This is a genomic window from Campylobacter concisus (genome assembly GCF_003049085.1).
Taxonomy (GTDB): Bacteria; Campylobacterota; Campylobacteria; order Campylobacterales; family Campylobacteraceae; genus Campylobacter_A; species Campylobacter_A concisus_H.
In genome coordinates, this window is record NZ_PIQX01000006.1 from 45,960 (window position 1) to 64,822 (window position 18,863).

16 protein-coding genes are annotated in these 18,863 nt (G+C 40.0%); all 16 read left to right on the forward strand.

Annotated features, from left to right (window positions below):
- Positions 1–3: 3 nt before the first annotated feature.
- Genes CVT13_RS07905 through pglF form a run of 16 tightly spaced genes read left to right on the forward strand, consistent with a single transcriptional unit; the run spans position 4 to position 18,862 of the window.
- The gene (locus CVT13_RS07905) at positions 4–1,326 is read left to right on the forward strand and encodes a UDP-glucose dehydrogenase family protein (protein WP_107812185.1); all 1,323 of its coding nucleotides are present in this window, start codon (positions 4–6) and stop codon (positions 1,324–1,326) included.
- Positions 1,323–1,763, forward strand: coding sequence for an ecotin family protein (locus tag CVT13_RS07910; RefSeq protein WP_107770771.1), 441 nt, complete (start codon positions 1,323–1,325; stop codon positions 1,761–1,763). Before CVT13_RS07905 ends, CVT13_RS07910 begins: the two co-directional genes overlap by 4 nt.
- A complete protein-coding gene (locus CVT13_RS07915) occupies positions 1,760–2,992 on the forward strand; it encodes a nucleotide sugar dehydrogenase (protein WP_107812186.1) in 1,233 nt (410 codons plus the stop codon). Before CVT13_RS07910 ends, CVT13_RS07915 begins: the two co-directional genes overlap by 4 nt.
- An 8-nt stretch (positions 2,993–3,000) precedes the next feature.
- The gene (locus CVT13_RS07920; protein ID WP_107812187.1) at positions 3,001–5,127 is read left to right on the forward strand and encodes an STT3 domain-containing protein; all 2,127 of its coding nucleotides are present in this window, start codon (positions 3,001–3,003) and stop codon (positions 5,125–5,127) included.
- A complete protein-coding gene (locus tag CVT13_RS07925; protein ID WP_107776324.1) occupies positions 5,127–6,644 on the forward strand; it encodes an MATE family efflux transporter in 1,518 nt (505 codons plus the stop codon). Before CVT13_RS07920 ends, CVT13_RS07925 begins: the two co-directional genes overlap by 1 nt.
- A complete protein-coding gene (locus CVT13_RS07930; RefSeq protein ID WP_107776325.1) occupies positions 6,645–7,406 on the forward strand; it encodes a glycosyltransferase family 25 protein in 762 nt (253 codons plus the stop codon).
- The gene (locus CVT13_RS07935; RefSeq protein ID WP_107776326.1) at positions 7,407–8,339 is read left to right on the forward strand and encodes a glycosyltransferase family 2 protein; all 933 of its coding nucleotides are present in this window, start codon (positions 7,407–7,409) and stop codon (positions 8,337–8,339) included.
- Positions 8,336–9,394, forward strand: coding sequence for a glycosyltransferase (locus CVT13_RS07940; RefSeq protein WP_107812188.1), 1,059 nt, complete (start codon positions 8,336–8,338; stop codon positions 9,392–9,394). The genes CVT13_RS07935 and CVT13_RS07940 overlap by 4 nt, the downstream gene beginning before the upstream one ends.
- Entirely contained in the window at positions 9,391–10,434 is a 1,044-nt protein-coding gene (locus CVT13_RS07945) for a glycosyltransferase (RefSeq protein ID WP_107812189.1), read from the forward strand. Before CVT13_RS07940 ends, CVT13_RS07945 begins: the two co-directional genes overlap by 4 nt.
- The gene (locus CVT13_RS07950) at positions 10,431–11,555 is read left to right on the forward strand and encodes a glycosyltransferase (RefSeq protein WP_107812190.1); all 1,125 of its coding nucleotides are present in this window, start codon (positions 10,431–10,433) and stop codon (positions 11,553–11,555) included. The genes CVT13_RS07945 and CVT13_RS07950 overlap by 4 nt, the downstream gene beginning before the upstream one ends.
- The gene (locus CVT13_RS07955) at positions 11,548–13,647 is read left to right on the forward strand and encodes an STT3 domain-containing protein (protein ID WP_107812191.1); all 2,100 of its coding nucleotides are present in this window, start codon (positions 11,548–11,550) and stop codon (positions 13,645–13,647) included. Before CVT13_RS07950 ends, CVT13_RS07955 begins: the two co-directional genes overlap by 8 nt.
- Before the next feature lie 2 nt (positions 13,648–13,649).
- Positions 13,650–14,765, forward strand: a complete 1,116-nt coding sequence (pglA, locus tag CVT13_RS07960; RefSeq protein ID WP_107812192.1) for a N,N'-diacetylbacillosaminyl-diphospho-undecaprenol alpha-1,3-N-acetylgalactosaminyltransferase — start codon at positions 13,650–13,652, stop codon at positions 14,763–14,765.
- Entirely contained in the window at positions 14,758–15,363 is a 606-nt protein-coding gene (gene pglC / locus CVT13_RS07965) for an undecaprenyl phosphate N,N'-diacetylbacillosamine 1-phosphate transferase (RefSeq protein ID WP_021091777.1), read from the forward strand. The genes pglA and pglC overlap by 8 nt, the downstream gene beginning before the upstream one ends.
- Positions 15,350–15,940: a UDP-N-acetylbacillosamine N-acetyltransferase gene (gene pglD / locus CVT13_RS07970; protein WP_107812193.1), complete on the forward strand. Its 591-nt coding sequence runs from the start codon at positions 15,350–15,352 to the stop codon at positions 15,938–15,940. Before pglC ends, pglD begins: the two co-directional genes overlap by 14 nt.
- Positions 15,941–15,988: 48 nt before the next feature.
- Positions 15,989–17,080: a UDP-N-acetylbacillosamine transaminase gene (pglE, locus tag CVT13_RS07975; RefSeq protein WP_107812194.1), complete on the forward strand. Its 1,092-nt coding sequence runs from the start codon at positions 15,989–15,991 to the stop codon at positions 17,078–17,080.
- A complete protein-coding gene (gene pglF / locus CVT13_RS07980; protein WP_107812195.1) occupies positions 17,081–18,862 on the forward strand; it encodes a UDP-N-acetylglucosamine 4,6-dehydratase (configuration-retaining) in 1,782 nt (593 codons plus the stop codon).
- Position 18,863 lies beyond the last annotated feature (1 nt).

An 18,863-nucleotide genomic window follows, 5' to 3' on the forward strand; every position in this document is an offset into this window, starting at 1 on the left:
AGTATGAAAGTAGCTGTGATTGGAACCGGATATGTCGGGCTAGTAAGTGGTGCATGCTTTGCTAAAATGGGCAATAGCGTGATCTGCGTCGATGTCGATGAAAAAAAAATCAAGGCACTAAAAAACGGTATCGTGCCGATATATGAGCCAGGGCTTGCTGATATCGTGAGCGAGTGCTACAAAAATGGTTCGCTTAAATTTAGTACGCAGATAACTGAGGCGCTAGAGCATGCAGATGTGCTATTTATCGCAGTTGGCACGCCTATGGGCGCTGATGGACAGGCGGATTTAAAATACGTTCTCTCGGTGGCAAAATCGATCGGAGAAAATTTAAGCAAACCACTAATAGTCGTAGATAAATCAACCGTTCCAGTAGGCACTGGAGCTAAGGTGCATGAGGTGATCGAGGCTGAGCTTAAAAAGAGAAATGTAGAGGTTAAATTTGAAGTCGTTTCAAACCCAGAGTTTTTAAAAGAGGGTGCGGCAGTCGAGGACTTTTTAAAGCCAGATCGCGTAGTTATCGGAGCTAGCAGCGAGTGGGGCTTTAGCGTGATGAGAGAGCTTTACGAGCCATTTATGAAAAATCACGACAGGCTCATTTGTATGGACGTAAAATCAGCCGAGATGACAAAATACGCTGCAAATTCGATGCTAGCAACCAAAATAAGCTTCATAAACGAGATAGCAAATATCTGTGAACGCGTGGGCGCTGATGTAAATTTAGTAAGAAAAGGCATCGGCAGCGACTCTCGTATCGGTTATAGCTTCATCTATCCAGGCTGCGGATACGGTGGCAGCTGCTTTCCAAAAGACGTCGAGGCACTCATCTACACAGCTAGACAAAATGGCTTTGAGCCAGAGCTTCTAAACGCGGTCGAGTCAAGAAATAAGGCTCAAAAAAGAGTACTGTTTGATAAAATTTATAACTTCTTTGGCGGCGATCTAAAGGGCAAAACTATCGCTCTTTGGGGGCTTGCATTTAAGCCAAACACAGACGATATGCGCGAGGCTAGCTCGATAACATTGATAAAGCTTTTAGACGAAGCTGGCGCAAAAGTGGTCGCTTATGATCCAAAATCAAGCGAAGAAGCTAAAAAATATATGCCAAATTTAGATGTAAAATACGCTAAAAATAAATATGACGCGCTTAATAACGCCGATGCTATGGTGCTTGTGACTGAGTGGAGTGAGTTTAGATCGCCTGATTTTATGGAGATCAAAGAGAGGCTAAAAAATGCTGTCATATTTGATGGACGAAATCAATACAACGCTAAAATTTTAGCCGAGCATGGATTTAAGTATTTTCAAATCGGAGTAAAGGCATGAGAAAATTTTTACTTTTTATCGTAGCTTGCGTGCTTCCGTTTGCGCTTTTTGCAGGCGAAAACGCGCCAAAAACCGAGGAAAATATCTTTGAGCTACCTATTTCAAAGATGCCGCCTGATTATTTTAAATACGAAGTCGCATTTTTTAAAGAGATAGAAATCGACTGCAACTTTGCCTTTTTACTCGGCGGAAAACTCGAGGAAAAAGAAGACGCGCACGGGATTTATTACGAATTTAATGGCGGGGATGAGCTAGCGCAAACGATGATGCTCTGCAAGGACGCAAAGAAAAAGAGACGGGTTTATTATGAATTTACTAAAATTTTACCAGGCATTAGCCCTATTAGGATCATAACTCCAAAAGGTGTAAGTGCGGAAATAAGAATGTATGAGCGCGTAAAAAAGATAGAAGCAAAAAAGAAAGGAAAAAATAAATGAAAATAGCAGTAGTAGGACTTGGATATGTGGGACTTCCACTTGCAGCAGCTTTTAGCGAGAAGTACGAAGTAGTAGGCTTTGATGTAAATGCAAAGCGTATAGAAGAGCTTAAAAATGGCTACGATAGAACGCTTGAACTTAGCAACGAGCAGATGAAAAAAGCAATCGATAATGGCATGAAATTTAGTCTAAATTTAGATGATATTAGAAGTTGCAACTTCTTCATCGTAACCGTCCCGACTCCAATAGATAAGAACAAGCGCCCTGATCTAACTCCAGTGGTAAAAGCGACTGAGAGCGTGGCAAAAGTGCTTAAAAAAGGCGACATTGTTGTCTATGAAAGCACCGTTTATCCAGGCGTTACAGAAGAAATTTGCGTGCCACTTCTTGAAAAGAGTGGGCTTAAATTTAACAAAGACTTCTTCTGCGGCTACTCTCCAGAGCGCATAAACCCAGGCGACAAAGAGCACACAGTGACAAAGATCAAAAAGATCACAAGTGGCTCAACTCCAGAGATCGCTGAGAAGGTCGATGAAATTTACCGCTCTATCATCACAGCTGGCACTCACAAAGCTTCAAGCATCAAAGTAGCCGAGGCCGCAAAGGTCATCGAAAACACCCAACGCGATATAAACATCGCCTTTATAAACGAGCTTGCGATGCTCTTTGAAAAGCTTCACATAAACACTATCGACGTGCTTGAGGCTGCAGGTACGAAGTGGAATTTCTTAAATTTCCGCCCAGGTCTAGTTGGTGGACACTGCATCGGCGTAGATCCATACTACCTCACTCACAAAGCTCAAGAAGTAGGTTATCATCCTGAAATGATCCTAGCAGGCCGCCGCATCAATGATGATATGGGTAGATACGCAGCTGATCAAGTGATAAAACTAATGATAAGAAAAGGCGTGCTTATCAACAAAGCGCGCGTGCTTGTTCTTGGTATGACATTTAAAGAAAACTGCCCAGATATAAGAAATTCTCGCGTTATAGACGTGGTTGATGAGCTAAAAGATTTTGGCTGCAAGGTCGATGTGACTGATCCTTGGGCTGATAGCACTGAGGTAAAACACGAGTACGGCTTTGATCTAGTAAAAGAGTATAACCTAAACGACTACGACTGCATCGTGATCGCCGTAGCTCATAATGAGTTTAAAAAGCTAAATTTAAAAGGCCATTTAGTTTATGATATAAAAAATATCTACCCAGAGGCTGACGCTAGGCTGTAAGGAATTTAGTGCACAAAGTAAGCATAAATTGTAAAATTTTACTTATATTTCTGGCTGCTTATCTGTTTGGATTTGCGGCTAGGATGCTCTGGGTATTGTGGGCAAAGGATATGCCAGAGTTTTACTTTAATGGCGAATTTATGCTTACGACAAATGACGCATATTATTACGCAGAGGGCGCTAGAGATATGCTGGCTGGCTTTCATCAGCAAAATGACTTTAGCCCCTTTAATCACCCAATCTCAACCATAGTTTTTTATATTTGCAAAATTTTTCCTTTTAAGATCGAAAGCGTGATGTTTTACATGAGTATCTTTTTAGCTCCTCTTATTGCACTTCCAGTCATTTTAATATCAAATGAGTTTAAGGCGCTAAAAGCTGGGGCTGTGGCTGCATTTATGAGTGTTATCTTGCCAAGCTATCTTTCAAGGACATCGCCTGGATATTTTGATAGCGACATGTTAAATGTCACATTTGCGCTTTTTATCATCTATTTTTTGATCAGGCTTTTAAACACAAATGAACAAAAATTTATCGTTTTGCCGAGCCTTTTTGTATCGCTTTATCTTTGGTGGTATCAAAGCTCATATGCACTTATTTTAAGCATTTTCTTTATGATTTTACTATATACGCTAGTTTTTATGCGAGATAGATTGCAAAATTATCAAGCGATATTTTTTATATTTATAAGCATTGTAAGCTCAAATGTTTTTACTAAAGATCCACTAATAGCAAATAAAATTTTGATTTTAAATTTAGCAGTTATTGCTTTATTTTTCTCTCTTTTTTGCAAATATAAAAATTTACTCTCAGCTAGAAATTTAGCCATTTTTCTTACTTTAATGCTAGCTATTTTTATCTATTTTGGTGGTTTTGATTTCATTACCTCAAAAATTAGTATTTATGTTTTTAAAGGCAATGAAATTCTTAGCGATAAATTTCACTTTATAAATGAGCATAATTTCATCAGTGAAGTAAAAAGTGCTAGCCATTTGTATTTTATCTATTTCATGTCGGGAAATATTCTTATACTACTGGTGGCTATTATTGGATACTTACTACTTTGCTTTAAATTTCGTCCATTTTTACTTACTTTGCCAATGCTTGGACTTGGACTCCTCTCTTTTTTTAGCGGAGTTAGATTTGTTATGTATGTAACACCACTTGTTGCGCTTGGTTTTGGGTATTTTTTGCATTTTTTTTTAAATTTATTTGATCTTAGAAATTCTATTAAAAATTTATCATTTTTAGTTTTTGCTGTAGCCGCTCTTGCTATAAATTTAGATTTTGCTTATTCATATAGGCCAAAGACTGTAATTAGCCGTGATGAAGCAGTAGCGCTTGATGGGCTCAAAAAGGTAGCAAAGCACGATGATTATGTATTTTCATGGTGGGATTACGGATATGCTATAAGGTATTTTGCAGATGTTATGACTTTAAATGATCCTGGCAGACAAGGTGGCGAAAATAATTATTTTGTTAGCCTTGCTTTGAGAAAAGATGAGGCATTTTCGGCTAGACTTGCAAGAGTGGCAGTTACGTATAATGACATCTCGCTTGAGCAAAATGTAAGGCCAATAGATAAAATTTTAAAAGACTACAACACAAGCGATATAAATACTTTTTTAAGCCAGCTTGAGAGTGAAAATTTTTCTCAGCCGGTGGCAAAGAAGGCGGTTTATTACTATCTTGTGCCTAATATGATTGACATCGCGCCAAATATCTTTAGATATAGCTATATCGACGTCACAACTGGTAAAAGGCAAAAAGAGGATTTTTATCATGTTAGTGCATTAAATGGCGTTAGCAAAGCTGGTATCGACCTTGGAGATGGTTATATTTTACCTACAAATGAGCAAAAATTTATCATACATAACGGTGAAAAAATAGCCGTAAAATCATTTTATAAGGTAAAAGGAACCGGAAAAGATTTGCGAATAGATGAAAAAATCATAGATGAAAACGCTAAAATTTATGTGGTTTTTTTAGAAGATTATGCGCGGATATTGTTGCTTGATGAAAATGCTTTTAACTCATCTTTTGTGCAGCTTTATATATTTGAAAAGGCCGATGATAGATACTTTGAGCCATTTGTCATCTCAAATGGCGTAAAAATTTACAGGTTAAAAGTCTAATGCTAATCAATCTAATAAGCTCGATCGTCGTTTTTGTCGTATCAATGGGCATAAATTTCTTTCTTACGCCATTTATCTTAAAAAGTCTTGGCAACGAGGCATTTGGCTTTGTGGGACTTAGCAACGCCATAGTTAGCTACGCAGCAGTCGTGAGCGTGGCGATAAACTCGGTTAGTGGGCGCTTTGTCGCTCATGCGTGGCACAAAAATGACCTAAGCCTTGCAAACACCTACTACTCGTCAGTGCTTGTTGTAAATATCTTCTTTTGCGCTGTTGTAGTGGTGCTTAGCTCCATTTTTATACTAAATTTGCAAAGCTTTTTAAACGTCCCTGAAAATTTACTCTTTGATGTGAGAATGACCCTTGTTTTTTACTTTATAAATTTCTGCGTTGGGCTATTTAACGGCGTTTTGACGGTTTGCGCCTTTGTGACAAACAAGCTCTATCTACTCTCCATCAGAAACGCCATCTCAAGCGCGATCCTAGCAGCCCTCATCGTGGCGCTCTTTTTCTTTTTTAAGCCGTTCATCTCTTACATCGCCATCTCAGCGCTAGTTGCTAGCCTTTTTGTCTTTTTTAGCACCATTTTTATGTCAGCTCGCATCACGCCAGAGCTAAAATTTAGCCTTAGTAAATTTGACTTTTCTAAGATCAAAGAGCTTCTAAGCTCTGGCATTTGGAACAGCTTTAATGCGCTAAATCGCATACTTTTAACAGGCATGGACCTATTTATTTGCAACATTTTTGTCAATGCAAACGCCACTGGCCTTCTTTCTGTCGCCAAGGCCGCCCCTATCATACTTGAGAGCTTTGTAGCACAGCTTAGCGGTATCTTTGCACCAAAATTTGTCGAGCTTTACTCTAAAAATTTGATCACAGACCTCATAAAAGAGGCTAAATTTTCAATGAAGGTGATCGCCTTTGTGATGAGTGCTCCGGCCGCATTTTTCGTCGTTTTTGGGCTTGATTTTTACACGCTTTGGCTACCTTTTAAAAGCGCAGATGAGGTTAAATTTATATATAGTGTCTCAATGATCACGCTTGTGCCTATCGTATTTATAAGCTTTGTTTTTTCGCTTTTTAACCTTGATAGCGCGACAAACAAGCTTCGCCGCCCAGCCATTGCTAACACTATCCTTGGCGTTAGCACGATCATAGCGCAGATCGCACTGCTTAAATTTAGTGACTACGGCGTTTATGGCATCGTCATCGTCGCAGCCATTTTTTATAGCATAAGAATTCTCGGCTTTGACCTCATAAATGCCGCTTTAAATTTAGAAGTGAAGCTCACCACATTTTACGGGGTCTATTTTAAAAATTTAGCCGTTTTTGCGCTCTGCGTGCTTGCGATGTTTGCCTGCAAGGACTTTGTGAGCTTAGATAATTGGCTAAAATTTGCTATCTTTGCTGCGATCTACGCCAGCGCAGCTTATGTTTTGGGATATTTTTTGTTTTTTAATGCTTTTGAGCGAGGCATAGTCTGGCGTAAAATTTTAAAAAAATTTAAAAGGTCTTAAATGGATGAAATTTACCTGATCTCTTTGGCTAAAGACACCAAAAGGCGCGAGCTTTTAAAGCAAAAATTTAGCTCTTATGATAGCTTTAAGCTAATAGATGCAGTTGATGGCAGGGAGCTAAACGCGAGGGAGTACTACAAGATCATTTCGCCATCATTTAAAGCTTACGGCAAGGTTTTAAGCCCAGCAGAGGTTGGCTGTTCGCTCTCGCATGTAAAAGCCTACGAGGCGTTTTTGGCAAGTGAGGCGAAATTTGCCCTCATCTTTGAAGACGACGTGATTGGAGATGACTTAGCTATAAAAGAGGCCTTTTTAGCAGCTAGCAAGATGTCTGAAAATAGCGTGCTCATATGTGGCATGCAAGATGGTCTGGAGGGCAGGTTTAGCGCCTTTGGCAAAAAGGTGGATACTAGCCTAAGTAAGCCACTATGGCAGGTTTCAAAGCACTCATTTTCAAGTATTTATAGAGCAGGGGCTTATGTGCTAACTAAAAAAAGCGCAAAAAATTTGCTTGAAATTCATAAGCGTGCGCTTTGTACGACCGATGTTTGGGACTATTTGCTTGGTGTTAATGAGATGCAGATGTATTTTTGCGATCTCTTTTCGCATCCAACTGATCTAAGTGGCTCAAACATCGAGGGCGAGCGCCTTGAGAGAGGATACAGCGCAAATTTAAAGGCCTACATAAAAACAATTAAATTTATACTTTTCTCACGGCTTGAAAAGCTTCAAGGCTATGAGAGAATTTTTAAAAGGGGCTAGATGAGCGAGCCATTAATCAGCATCGTAACTGCGACATACAAGCGTCCAGAGCTTTTACAAAAGGCCATAAAAAGCGCTCTAGCTCAAAGCTATAAAAACCTAGAGATCATAGTCACTGACGACGGCGATGACGAGAGTGCGAGTGAAATTTGCAAGAGTTTTAACGACGCTAGGATCAAATTTGTAAAAAATAGCGCTCACAAAAAGAGCCCAAATGGCAACAAAAATAACGGCTTTGACAACGCAACAGGCGAGTTTATCTGCTTGCTTGACGATGACGATGAGCTTTTGCCAGATGCTATAAAAGAGTGCTATGAAATTTTAAAAAGCGGCGAGTATTCGTGCGTTTTTGCAGATGCGATCTGCGAGAAAGATGGCGTGATGACCGAGGTGATAGCTGGTAGAAGCCCTTATAATAAGAGCGGGGTGATGAGTAAGGTTGATTATCACTGTGGGCGGATAAATGGCGAGTATTTCAAGCTTTTTTCACGTGAATTTATAGATGATTTTAGGTTTGATGAGAGCAGTTTTGGCGGCGAAAATGAGCTTTACATCCGCTTTTTTGAAAAAAATGTCTTTTATCTTAAAAAGCCACTTTACATCTACCGTATCGCAAGAAGTGATAGTGCGACGCTAAATGCCGGCAAGCACGCGTTAAATGTTGCAAATGCCTATATCAAAACGGCAAATTTGCACTACGACATCGCTATCAAAAACGAGCCAAAATTTCTAGCTATGCAGTATAAAAACGCCGCTTACTACGCCAAAATCGCTGGCGAATATGGCCTGATGTTAAGGTGTATCTTTAAAAGTCTTAGCATTAAATTTAGCAAAGAGGCGTTTATTTTCTTACTACTTAGCTCGCTTCCAAGTGGCATTTTGCCGGCACTTTCAAAGCTTAGAGTAAAGATCAAGCAAAGGTTTGGCGTATGAAGATATTATTTGTCACATCAACGCTTAGAAGTGGCGGTGCGGAGCGAGTTTGCGCGGTGATCGCATCAAGATTTAGCATGGATCACGAGGTAAGCCTTGTTAAATTTGACAAAGATGAGCCATTTTACGAGCTAGCAAGTGGCGTGAAGCTCATAAATTTGGGCGTTGGGGCTGATGAGTTTGGCTTTGTTGGAAATTTAAAAAAGAGAGTTTTAAAGGTGCTTGCTTTAAGAGCGCTCATAAGAGAGGGCAAATTTGACGCTGTGATATCCTTTTTAGACGCCGTAAATACCTTGGTGCTATTTAGCTCGGCTGGGCTAAAAACACCTATAATCATAAGCGAGCACACAAACTACCTTGCGCCAAAAAGAGCCATTTTTAAGGTGCTAAGACGCATAAGCTATCCATTTGCAAACGCACTTAGCGTCCTAAGCGACGAGGATCTAGGCTACTACTCTAAATTTTGCAAAAATGTGATGAAAATTTACAACCCGCTCTTTGAAGAGGTGCGCAGCGAGAGCTTTGATAAAGAAAATTTAGTCATCTTTGTTGGCAGACTAAATAAGATAAAAAACTGCGAAATGTTTGTAAGAGTGGCTGCAAGCTTAAAGCAAAGCGGCTATAAATTTGCTGTCGCTGGAGATGGTAGCGAGAGAGCAAATTTAGAAAATTTAGCTAAAAATTTAGGCGCTGATGTCCAGTTTTTAGGCAATGTAAGCGACATCGCCTCGCTTTATAAAAGGGCAAAGGTGCTGCTCTCTTGCTCAAATTTCGAGGGTCTTGGAAACACCTTGATAGAGGCGATAAACTATGACTGCGTGCGGGTCGCAACAAGAACTAGCGGGGCAAAAGAGCTTATAAAAGATGGCTTTGATGGCTTGCTTTGCGAGATAAATGACGCTGATCAGATGAGCGAAAAGCTTGCAAATTTGCTGCAAGATGAGGCAAAAATGAGCGAATTTGCCAAAAACGCAAGAGCAAGGCTTGATGAGTTTAGCGTGGAGCAAATTTATAAAAAATGGCTAGAGCTTTTAAGGCTTGGAGGTGTGAAGTGAAAATTCTTTTTGTCATAGCCGCACTTAGAAATGGTGGGGCTGAACGTGTGCTAAATGTGCTTGCAAATGAGCTTAGCAAGGACAATGAGATCACTATCGCTCTGCTTGAAGAGGACCTTGGGCTTTATAAATTTAGTGACAATATAAATATCATAAACCTTAACGTCACTGGCTCAGGGCTCGCTTTAAAATTTAAGAAAATCCTAGCTCTTAGAGCACTTTTTAAAGAGCAAAGGGCTGATCTGATAATGAGCTTTATCGACTGGACAAATGTCGCTTGTGTGTTGGCAAATGCTGGTCTAAGGAGCAAACTAATAGCAACCGAGCATCACGAGCATAGCTACTTAAAAAGCAAGGTCGCAAGCGCTATGCGTGATATTTCCTATAAATTTGTAGATGGCTTAAGCGTGCTAAGCAAAAGCGACTACGAGTACTATAAATTTGTCAAAAACTGCGAGGTTATCCACAATCCACTTTTTATCGATGTGCCTGAAAATTGTGAGAAGCAAAATGTCATCTTAAGCGTGGCAAGGCTGGAGGCAGTAAAGGGCTATGATATCTATTTTGAGGCACTTAGCAAGGTGGATAAGAGCTTGCTTGATGGCTGGGAGATAAAGATCGCAGGTAGTGGCAGACAGGAAGCCGAGCTAAAGCAAATGGCGTCAAATTTAGGGCTTAACGTAAAATTTCTAGGCCACATAAGCGACGTTAGTAAGCTTTATAGCGAGGCAAAAATTTTTATTCTTAGCTCACGAAGCGAGGGGCTTTCAAACGTGCTAATCGAATCAGGCGCTTTTGGTTGCGCTAGGCTAAGTAGCGACACCGTGGGCGCAAGAGAGCTTATAAATGACGGCACGGACGGGCTTATCTTTAAAAATGGCGACGCAAATGACCTAAAAGATAAGCTTGAAATGCTTTTAAAAGACGAAAATTTAAGGCAAAAACTAGCAGAAAATGCCGGCGAAAGTGCAAATTTATTTAGCAAAGAAAACATCATCAAGCAGTGGCGAGAATTTATCAAAAAGGTTGTTAGCAAGTGAAAAAATTAGCCGTTTTTTTATACTCGATGGGACCTGGTGGGGCTGAGCGAAATGTGGCAAATTTACTGCCATTTTTGGTTAAACGTTATGAAGTTCATCTCATCTTAATGAGCAAGGTCATCGCCTATGAGATCCCAAGCGAGGTGCAAATCCACTTTATAGAAAATAGCGATCCTTATGAAAGCGGGCTAAAGAAGCTTGCAAGGCTCTTTTTAGCGATGCCAATGCTTGCCTTTAAGTATAAAAAGCTTTGTCAAAATTTGGGCATAGATATGCAGTTTGTGCTGATGAACCGCCCTTGTTATATTGCTGGGCTTGCTAGAATTTTGGGCTTTAAAAAGAGGCTAGTTATCAGCGAGCGAAGCTGTCCGTCGATCCTATATAAAAACGATCTAAGCGGTAGGGTTAATAAATTCTTACTCACTCATCTTTATAAAAAAGCTGATCTCATCCTTGCAAATGCAGCTGGCAACAAAGAGGATCTGGTGCAAAATTTTGGCATGAGCGAGGCAAAAACAAAGGTGCTTTATAACGCCCTTGATCTAAAAACTATAAATTTGCTAAAAGATGAGCCGCTTGAGAGTGGTTTTAGTCCATTTTTCATAAATATTGGCCGCCTTGATAGCGGTAAAAATCAAGCCATGTTAATAAAAATAATAGCTTCTATTAACGACCCTCGCGCCACGCTTGGCATCCTTGGCAAAGGACCTTTAAAGGATGAGCTGCAAAATTTAATAAACAAGCTTGGCGTAGATAAGCGAGTAAAGCTTCTTGGCACTGATAAAAATCCTTTTAGACACATAAAAAATGCCTCGTGTTTGCTTTGTGCTTCGCGTTTTGAGGGCTTTTCAAATGTCCTGCTTGAAGCACTAGCATGTGAGAAAACTATCATCTCAACCGAGCATAAAAGCGGTGCAAAGGAGCTTTTGGGCGAGAGTGAGTTTGGCATTTTGGTGCCTGTTGATGATGAAAATGCAATGAAAGAGGCGATGATAAAGGTGCTTAATGCGCCTGAAATAAGGCAAAATTTTGAAAATGTTGCGTATAATCGGGCTAAATTTTTTGATAGTGAAAATATAGCGAGCGAGCTTATAAATTTTTTGGAAAATCCTAATGAATAGAAATTTATTTTTTAAAAATTACTCTTTATACTTGATGATATTTGTCGCAGTCTTTTTTAGCGTGATTTGCAGGCTTTACTGGGTCTTTTGGGCGAGTGAATATCCGGTATTTTTCTGGAACAACGAGCTGATGATCAGCACAAACGACGGCTACGCATTTGCCGAGGGTGCAAGGGACATGCTGGCTGGCTTTCACCAAGAAAACGACCTTAGCTACTACGGCTATCCGCTCTCGACGCTTACTTACTGGATCGTGAAATTTCTGGGCGTCAAGCTTGAGACGGCGATGATTTATATGAGCGTATTTTTCTCATCGCTTGTCGCTGTGCCAGTCATCTTGATCGCAAATGAGTATAAGCTCAAATTTGCTGGCTTCATCGCCGCACTTCTTGCTGTCGTCGCAAATAGCTACTACAACCGCACGATGGCAGGATACTACGACACTGACATGCTCATCATCCCACTTAGCGTCTTTGTCGTCTGGGGACTTGTTAGGGTGCTTGAGAAAAAGGACGCAAAGAGCCTAATAATCGCACCTTTGAGTGTGCTTATTTATATGTGGTGGTATGCGAGTGCGTTTTCGCTTATTAGCATTTTAACTGGGCTATTTTTACTTTACACGCTCATCTTTGATAGGAAAAATCCACTTTTTTACCTTGAAATTTCACTGCTTTTACTTGCTATTTCGAACCTTGATCTAACGCTTAAATTTATCGCTATCATCGCTATTTACGCACTTTGTCTTTTTAAAAAAGAGGTGATAAATTTAAAAATTGCTCTTGGTATTTTGGCAGTTATTTTTATAGTTTTTGTCATTCGTGGCGGACTAAATCCGATTATTTTTCAGCTTAAATTTTACGTCTTTAGAGATGCGCCTGAAGTTGGCGGTATGAGTTTTCACTTTTTTAATGTCAATCAGACTATTCAAGAGTCAAGCATCGTTGATTTTACGCTATTTTGCGAGAGGATTAGCGCAAATGTCATCACATTTTTGATCTCGCTTGCTGGCGTTGCTCTTTTTTGCTTTAAATACCGCTCATTTGCCATCTCGCTTGGCATGCTAGCTCTTGGCTTTTTAGCCTTTAAAAGCGGCCTTAGATTTACTATTTATGCTGTGCCTATCATGGCACTTGGATTTGGCTACTTGGTGGAGTTTATACTTTCAAATTTAAAGCTAAAAGGAGCGGTGCTAAATCTTGCGAGAGCTTTTATAACCGTGCTTGCTCTTACTCCAGCGCTCATTCATATCTATGGTTACAAAGCTGAGCCAGTTTTTGTGCACAAAGAGGTTGAAATTTTAAATAAGCTAAAAGGTATCGCAGGACGCGAGGACTACGTGGTTGCGTGGTGGGACTATGGATATCCGATTAGATATTACAGCGATGTTAAGACGCTCATTGATGGCGGAAAGCACCTTGGACGTGAAAATTTTGCCGTGAGTTTTGCGCTTGGAAGCGATGAGATAAGCTCAGCAAATATGGCAAGACTTGATGTTGAGTACACAGAGAGAAATTTTAAAGAGCGATTTAATGGCAATTTGGCTCAAATTTTAAAAGAGAGAAATGCAAGCATCGATCATTTTTTTAGCGATATAAAAGAGGCAAATTTTAGCCTGCCAGCAAAGACTAGGGATATTTACTACTACTTGCCAGATAGGATGCTTGGTATTTTTCCGACCATTTTGCAATTTAGCAAGATCGATCTAAAAAGCGGTAAAAATTTAAACAACGGCCTTTTTATCGTCACAAGAGCGATCTCTCAAAATGAAAATGGCATTAGACTAAATGGTGGTTTTACGCTCACAAGTGATGTCACAAATTTAATCTATGATGGCAATATCTTGCCTCTTAAATCTTTCATAGAGACTGATTATAACGAGGCTGGCAAGCTAAATGTCAAAGAGTATAAAAATAACGAAAGCTCAAATATTTCTGTCATTTTTATGAGGGATTATGGCAGATTCATCATCCTTGATGAGAGCATTTTAAATAGCGCCTACATCCAGCTTTTCGTGCTTGAAAGATACGATCCTAAGGTCTTTGAGCCAGTCATACTTGACGGGGCGGCAAAAGTTTATAGGCTAAAGAGGTAGAGATGGCAAGGATAGGATTTTTAAGCCACGCTGATATGAGCATACACTTTTTTAGACGCCCTATAATGCAGGCTTTAAAAGATATGGGGCATGAAGTTTTTGCTATCGCTCCAAAAGGAAATTTTACTGATGAGCTTGCCAAAAGCTTTCACGCTGTTACCTACGAGCTTGATAAGGCGAGCCTAAATCCGCTAACTGTGATAAATAACTCAAAAAAATTATCTCAAATTTTAGGTGAGCTAAATTTAGACCTGCTTCAAACTGGCGCTCACAAGTCAAATGTATTTGGCACGTTTGCCGCTAAAAACGCTGGCATAAAACACGTGATAAATTTAGTTGAAGGCCTTGGTAGCTTTTATATCGATGATGATATTAAGACGAAGGCTGTGCGTTTTGTCATGGAGAGTCTTTATAAATTTTCCTTTGCAAAGGCTGATGCTTGCGTGTTTGTAAACGACTCTGACGCTAATTATATGATCTCTCGTAATTTGATAGATAAAAGTAAAGTTTACCGCATAAAAAGTGTCGGTGTTGATACTGCTAAATTTGACCCAGCTATCACGCAGGCGGCTGACCTTGGTGAAAAAAAGGTCATTTTGATGATCGCAAGAGCGATGTGGCACAAGGGTGTTCGAGAATTTTACGAGGCAGCTGAAATTTTAAATGGCTACAAAAACTGCGAATTTATCTTTGTGGGTGAGGGCTTTGCTGGTAATAAATCAACTGCGGACGAGAGCTTTTTAAAAGGTGGTAAAGTATGTTATCTTGGCGCTAGAAACGACATACCACAGCTTTTAAAGGCATCTTACTTGCTAGCACTTCCTAGCTACAAAGAGGGCTTTCCAAGAACGGTTTTAGAGGCGATGAGTATGGCTAAAGCAGTCGTTGCAAGCGACGTGACAGGCTGTAATGAAGCTGTAAGAGAGGGCTATAACGGACTTTTATGCAAAGTAAAAGACGCAAGCGATCTTGCTAGTAAGATAAAAATTTTACTTGATGACGAGAAGCTTTGCACTAAACTTGGGCAAAATGGCAGGGACTGGGCGGTGAGTGAGTTTGACGAGAAGCAAATCGCAAAAAGATATATAGAAATTTATAGGAAATTTATAGATGTATAGAAATTTTTTAAAGAGGGTGATTGATATTTTGGGGGCTTTGTTTTTGCTCATTTTAACGTCACCTATCATCATAGCAACGGCGATTTTTATCTATTTTAAAGTAAGCCGTGATGTTATTTTCACGCAGGCAAGACCAGGTCTTAATGAGAAAATTTTTAAAATTTATAAATTTAAGACGATGAGCGATGAGCGTGACGCAAATGGCGAGCTCTTGCCAGATGAGCAGCGTCTTGGTAGATTTGGTAAGCTAATCCGTTCGCTTAGCCTCGATGAGCTACCACAGTTATTTAACGTGCTAAAGGGCGACATGAGCTTCATTGGGCCAAGGCCGCTTTTAGTTGAGTATCTGCCTATTTATAACGAAACGCAAAAGCACCGTCACGACGTACGTCCAGGTATCACAGGGCTAGCGCAAGTAAATGGCAGAAACGCCATAAGCTGGGAGAAAAAATTTGAGTACGACGTCTATTACGCTAAAAATTTAAGCTTTATGCTTGATGTAAAGATTGCCTTACAGACCATCGAAAAGGTGCTAAAACGAAGTGGCGTCAGCAAAGAGGGGCAGGCTACGACGGAGAAATTTAATGGCAAAAACTAAGAAAATTTACATCTACGGAGCAAGCGGTCACGGGCTAGTCGTAGCTGACATCGCTAGAAGCAACGGCTATGATGAGATAGTTTTTTTAGATGATGCTAGTGAGTGTAAATTTAGCCCAGAGCTTGAAAAAGCAGACATCATAATAGCTATTGGCGAAAACAAAACAAGGCAAAAGATCAGCCAAAAAGTAGAGGCTGCTGGCTTTGATATAGTAAATTTGATCCATAAAAGTGCGGTTGTGAGCGAAAGTGCTGTGATAGAAAAAGGCGTAGTTGTCATGCCAAATGCCGTTATAAACGCAAAAGCCCGCATAAAAGAGGGTGCTATCATAAATTCTGGCGCGGTGATAGAGCATGAGTGCGTGATAGGTAAATTTGCTCACATCAGCCCAAATGCAGCCCTTGCTGGAAATGTTAGCGTGGGCGAATTTACGCACATAGGTATCGGCTCAAGCATCATTCAAGGTATAAGTATTGGCAAAAACTGCATCATCGGCGCTGGAAGCGTGGTTGTTAGAGATATAAAAGATGACACAAAGGCTTACGGCGTGCCAGCGAGCGAGCGCGCTAAGATATAAATTTAAAAATAAGTGCTAAAATCGCCAAAAAATCACGAAAGGGATGAAATGGATAGAGTTTTTTTATCTCCACCAAATATGAGCGGAAAAGAGCAAGAATATATAAAAAAAGTTTTTGAAAGCAACTATATAGCGCCACTTGGCGAGTATGTTAATAAATTTGAAGAAAGTATAAAAAGCTACACTGGAGCAAAAGATGCTCTTGCGCTAAGCGCTGGAACAGCAGCACTTCACCTAGCACTTCGCGTCCTTAGCGTAAAAGATGGCGACTTTGTGCTGGCTTCTAGTTTTACTTTCATGGCTTCAGTCTCGCCTATACTTTATGAAAAAGCAACTCCAGTATTCATAGACTGCGATGAGAGTTGGAATTTAAGCCCAGAACTACTTAAAAAAGCAATCTCAAATTTACCTAAAAAGCCAAAGGCATTAGTCGTTACTCATCTTTACGGGCAAGCTTCAAAGATGAAAGAAATTTGTGAAATTTGCCAAAACGAGGGCATCGCTTTAGTTGAAGATGCAGCTGAAGCACTTGGCGGATTTTACGGCGGTAAGGCACTTGGCACATTTGGCGTGATGGGTGCATATAGCTTTAACGGCAACAAGATAATCACTACTTCAGGCGGAGGTATGCTAGTTGGTGACAAGGAATTTGTAGAAAAAGCTAGATTTTACAGCACTCAAGCTAGAGAGCCACTGCTTCACTACGAGCACAAAGACTATGGCTACAACTACCGCTTAAGCAACGTACTAGGTGCTATTGGCGTGGCTCAGATGGAAATTTTGGAAAAAAGAGTCGAGCAAAAGAGAAAAGTCTTTGAAATTTATGAAAAAGAGCTTGGCGATATTTTAGAATTTATGCCAGAGCTAGCAAATTCTCGTGGTAACAGATGGCTGACAACTGGCGTTTTTGCCAAAAAAGATACACATTTAAAAGTTATAAAAGCACTAGCTGATGCAAACATCGAGAGTCGCCCACTTTGGAAGCCTATGCATTTACAGCCTGTCTTTAAGGGTGCGTTAAGCTTTATCGATGGATATAGTGAAGATCTATTTTCAAGAGGAATTTGCTTGCCAAGTGGCAGTGATATGAGCGAGCAGACACAAGAAAGAGTGATAAAAATAGTCAAGGAAAATGCGTAAATGTTTCATGCAACAAAGTTAAAAAGGCTTGTATTTTTCCTTCTTGGCGATGTTTTTATATTTATCTTTTCGATATATGCGGCTTATCTTTTAAGATTTAACGCTGACATCCCAGATATCTACGTGCAAGGGCTTTTTGTAACGGCTGGATTTTTGATCGTATTTAAGCTCTTTTTTATGTGGATGTTTAAAATTTACAAGGTGCCGTGGAGGTTTTTCGGATTAAACGAAGCAAGAAAAATTTTCTTAGCTCACGTTTGCTCAGCGGTTTTATTTACGATCATTTTTTTTATCATTCAAGATTTTTTAAATCCGTACCCAAGAAGCGTTATTTTCATTGATCTTCTTATTTCATGCTTACTTGTTGGGCTTTTAAGAATTTCAAAACGCATGGTGCTTGACTTTTCAAACAAACCTCACAAAGGTGAGCCTTGTATCGTTATAGGCGCTACCTCAAAAGCGCTTCACGTCTTGCGTGGCTTAAAACAAGGGTATCTTGACTACTACGCGGTTGGAGTGGTAGATGGTAGAAGCGACCTTGTTGGTACTTATTGTGATGGATTTTTAGTTCAAGATAAAAAAGATATACCAAACCTTATAAAAGACTACGACGCAAAGACTGCTATCATCGCACTAGCACTTGATCAAGACGAGCTTCAAGCTTTAGTTGATGAGCTAAGTGGATATGGTATAAGAGATATGAAACTCTTTTCGCTTATCGAAAATGAGCCGATCAAGGATATCTCTATTGAAGACTTGCTCGCTAGAAAGCCAAAAGATTTAAACCCAGAGGCTATTTCAAATTTCTTAAAAGATAAAAGAGTACTTGTCACTGGAGCTGGAGGCAGTATAGGAAGTGAAATTTGTAAGCAATGCTTAAAATTTGGTGTAAGTGAGCTTATAATGGTTGAGCACAGCGAGTTTAACCTTTATAAGATAGGCGAAGATACAAAAGATAAAAAAACTATTAGCAAGCTTGTAAATATCACAAATTTAAAGGACTTTGAAGAAGTCTTTGCTGACTTTAAACCTGAGATCGTTATCCACGCGGCTGCTTATAAACACGTGCCGCTTTGCGAGCTAAACCCTCGCTCAGCAGTTGAAAACAACATCCTTGGTACAAAAAATGCAGTCGATCTTTCTAAAAAATACGGCGTTAAGAAATTTGTCATGATCTCTTCAGACAAGGCTGTGCGCCCAACAAACATAATGGGTACAACTAAGCGTGTTTGCGAGCTTTACGCACTAAATTCAAACGAAGCAGGTGTCTGCGAGATAGTTTGCGTGCGCTTTGGTAACGTTCTTGGCTCAAGTGGCTCAGTCATACCTAAATTTAAAGCACAGATCGCTGCAAATAAGCCACTAAGCGTCACTCACCCAGAGATCACAAGGTACTTTATGCTTACATCTGAAGCGTGCCAGCTAGTCCTTCAAGCAGCCTCTATAGCAAAAGGTGGAGAGCTTTTCGTGCTTGATATGGGCGAGCCAGTTAAGATCGTCGATCTTGCTAAAAAGATGCTTCTGCTTTCAAATAAAGAGCATCTGGGTATCGAATTTGTAGGGCTTAGACCTGGCGAGAAGCTTTATGAGGAGCTGCTTATCAACAAAGATGACGTTCAAACCAAGTATGAGTCGATCTTTGTCACACACTCGCAGCCTTATGATCTGACCCTTTTAAATTCACAGATAAATGGGCTTTTGCAGCTTGAAGATGACGAGGTAGCACCTGCTCTTAAGGTGATCGTGCCAGAGTTTAACCATGCATTAAATTTAAAAGGCTAGT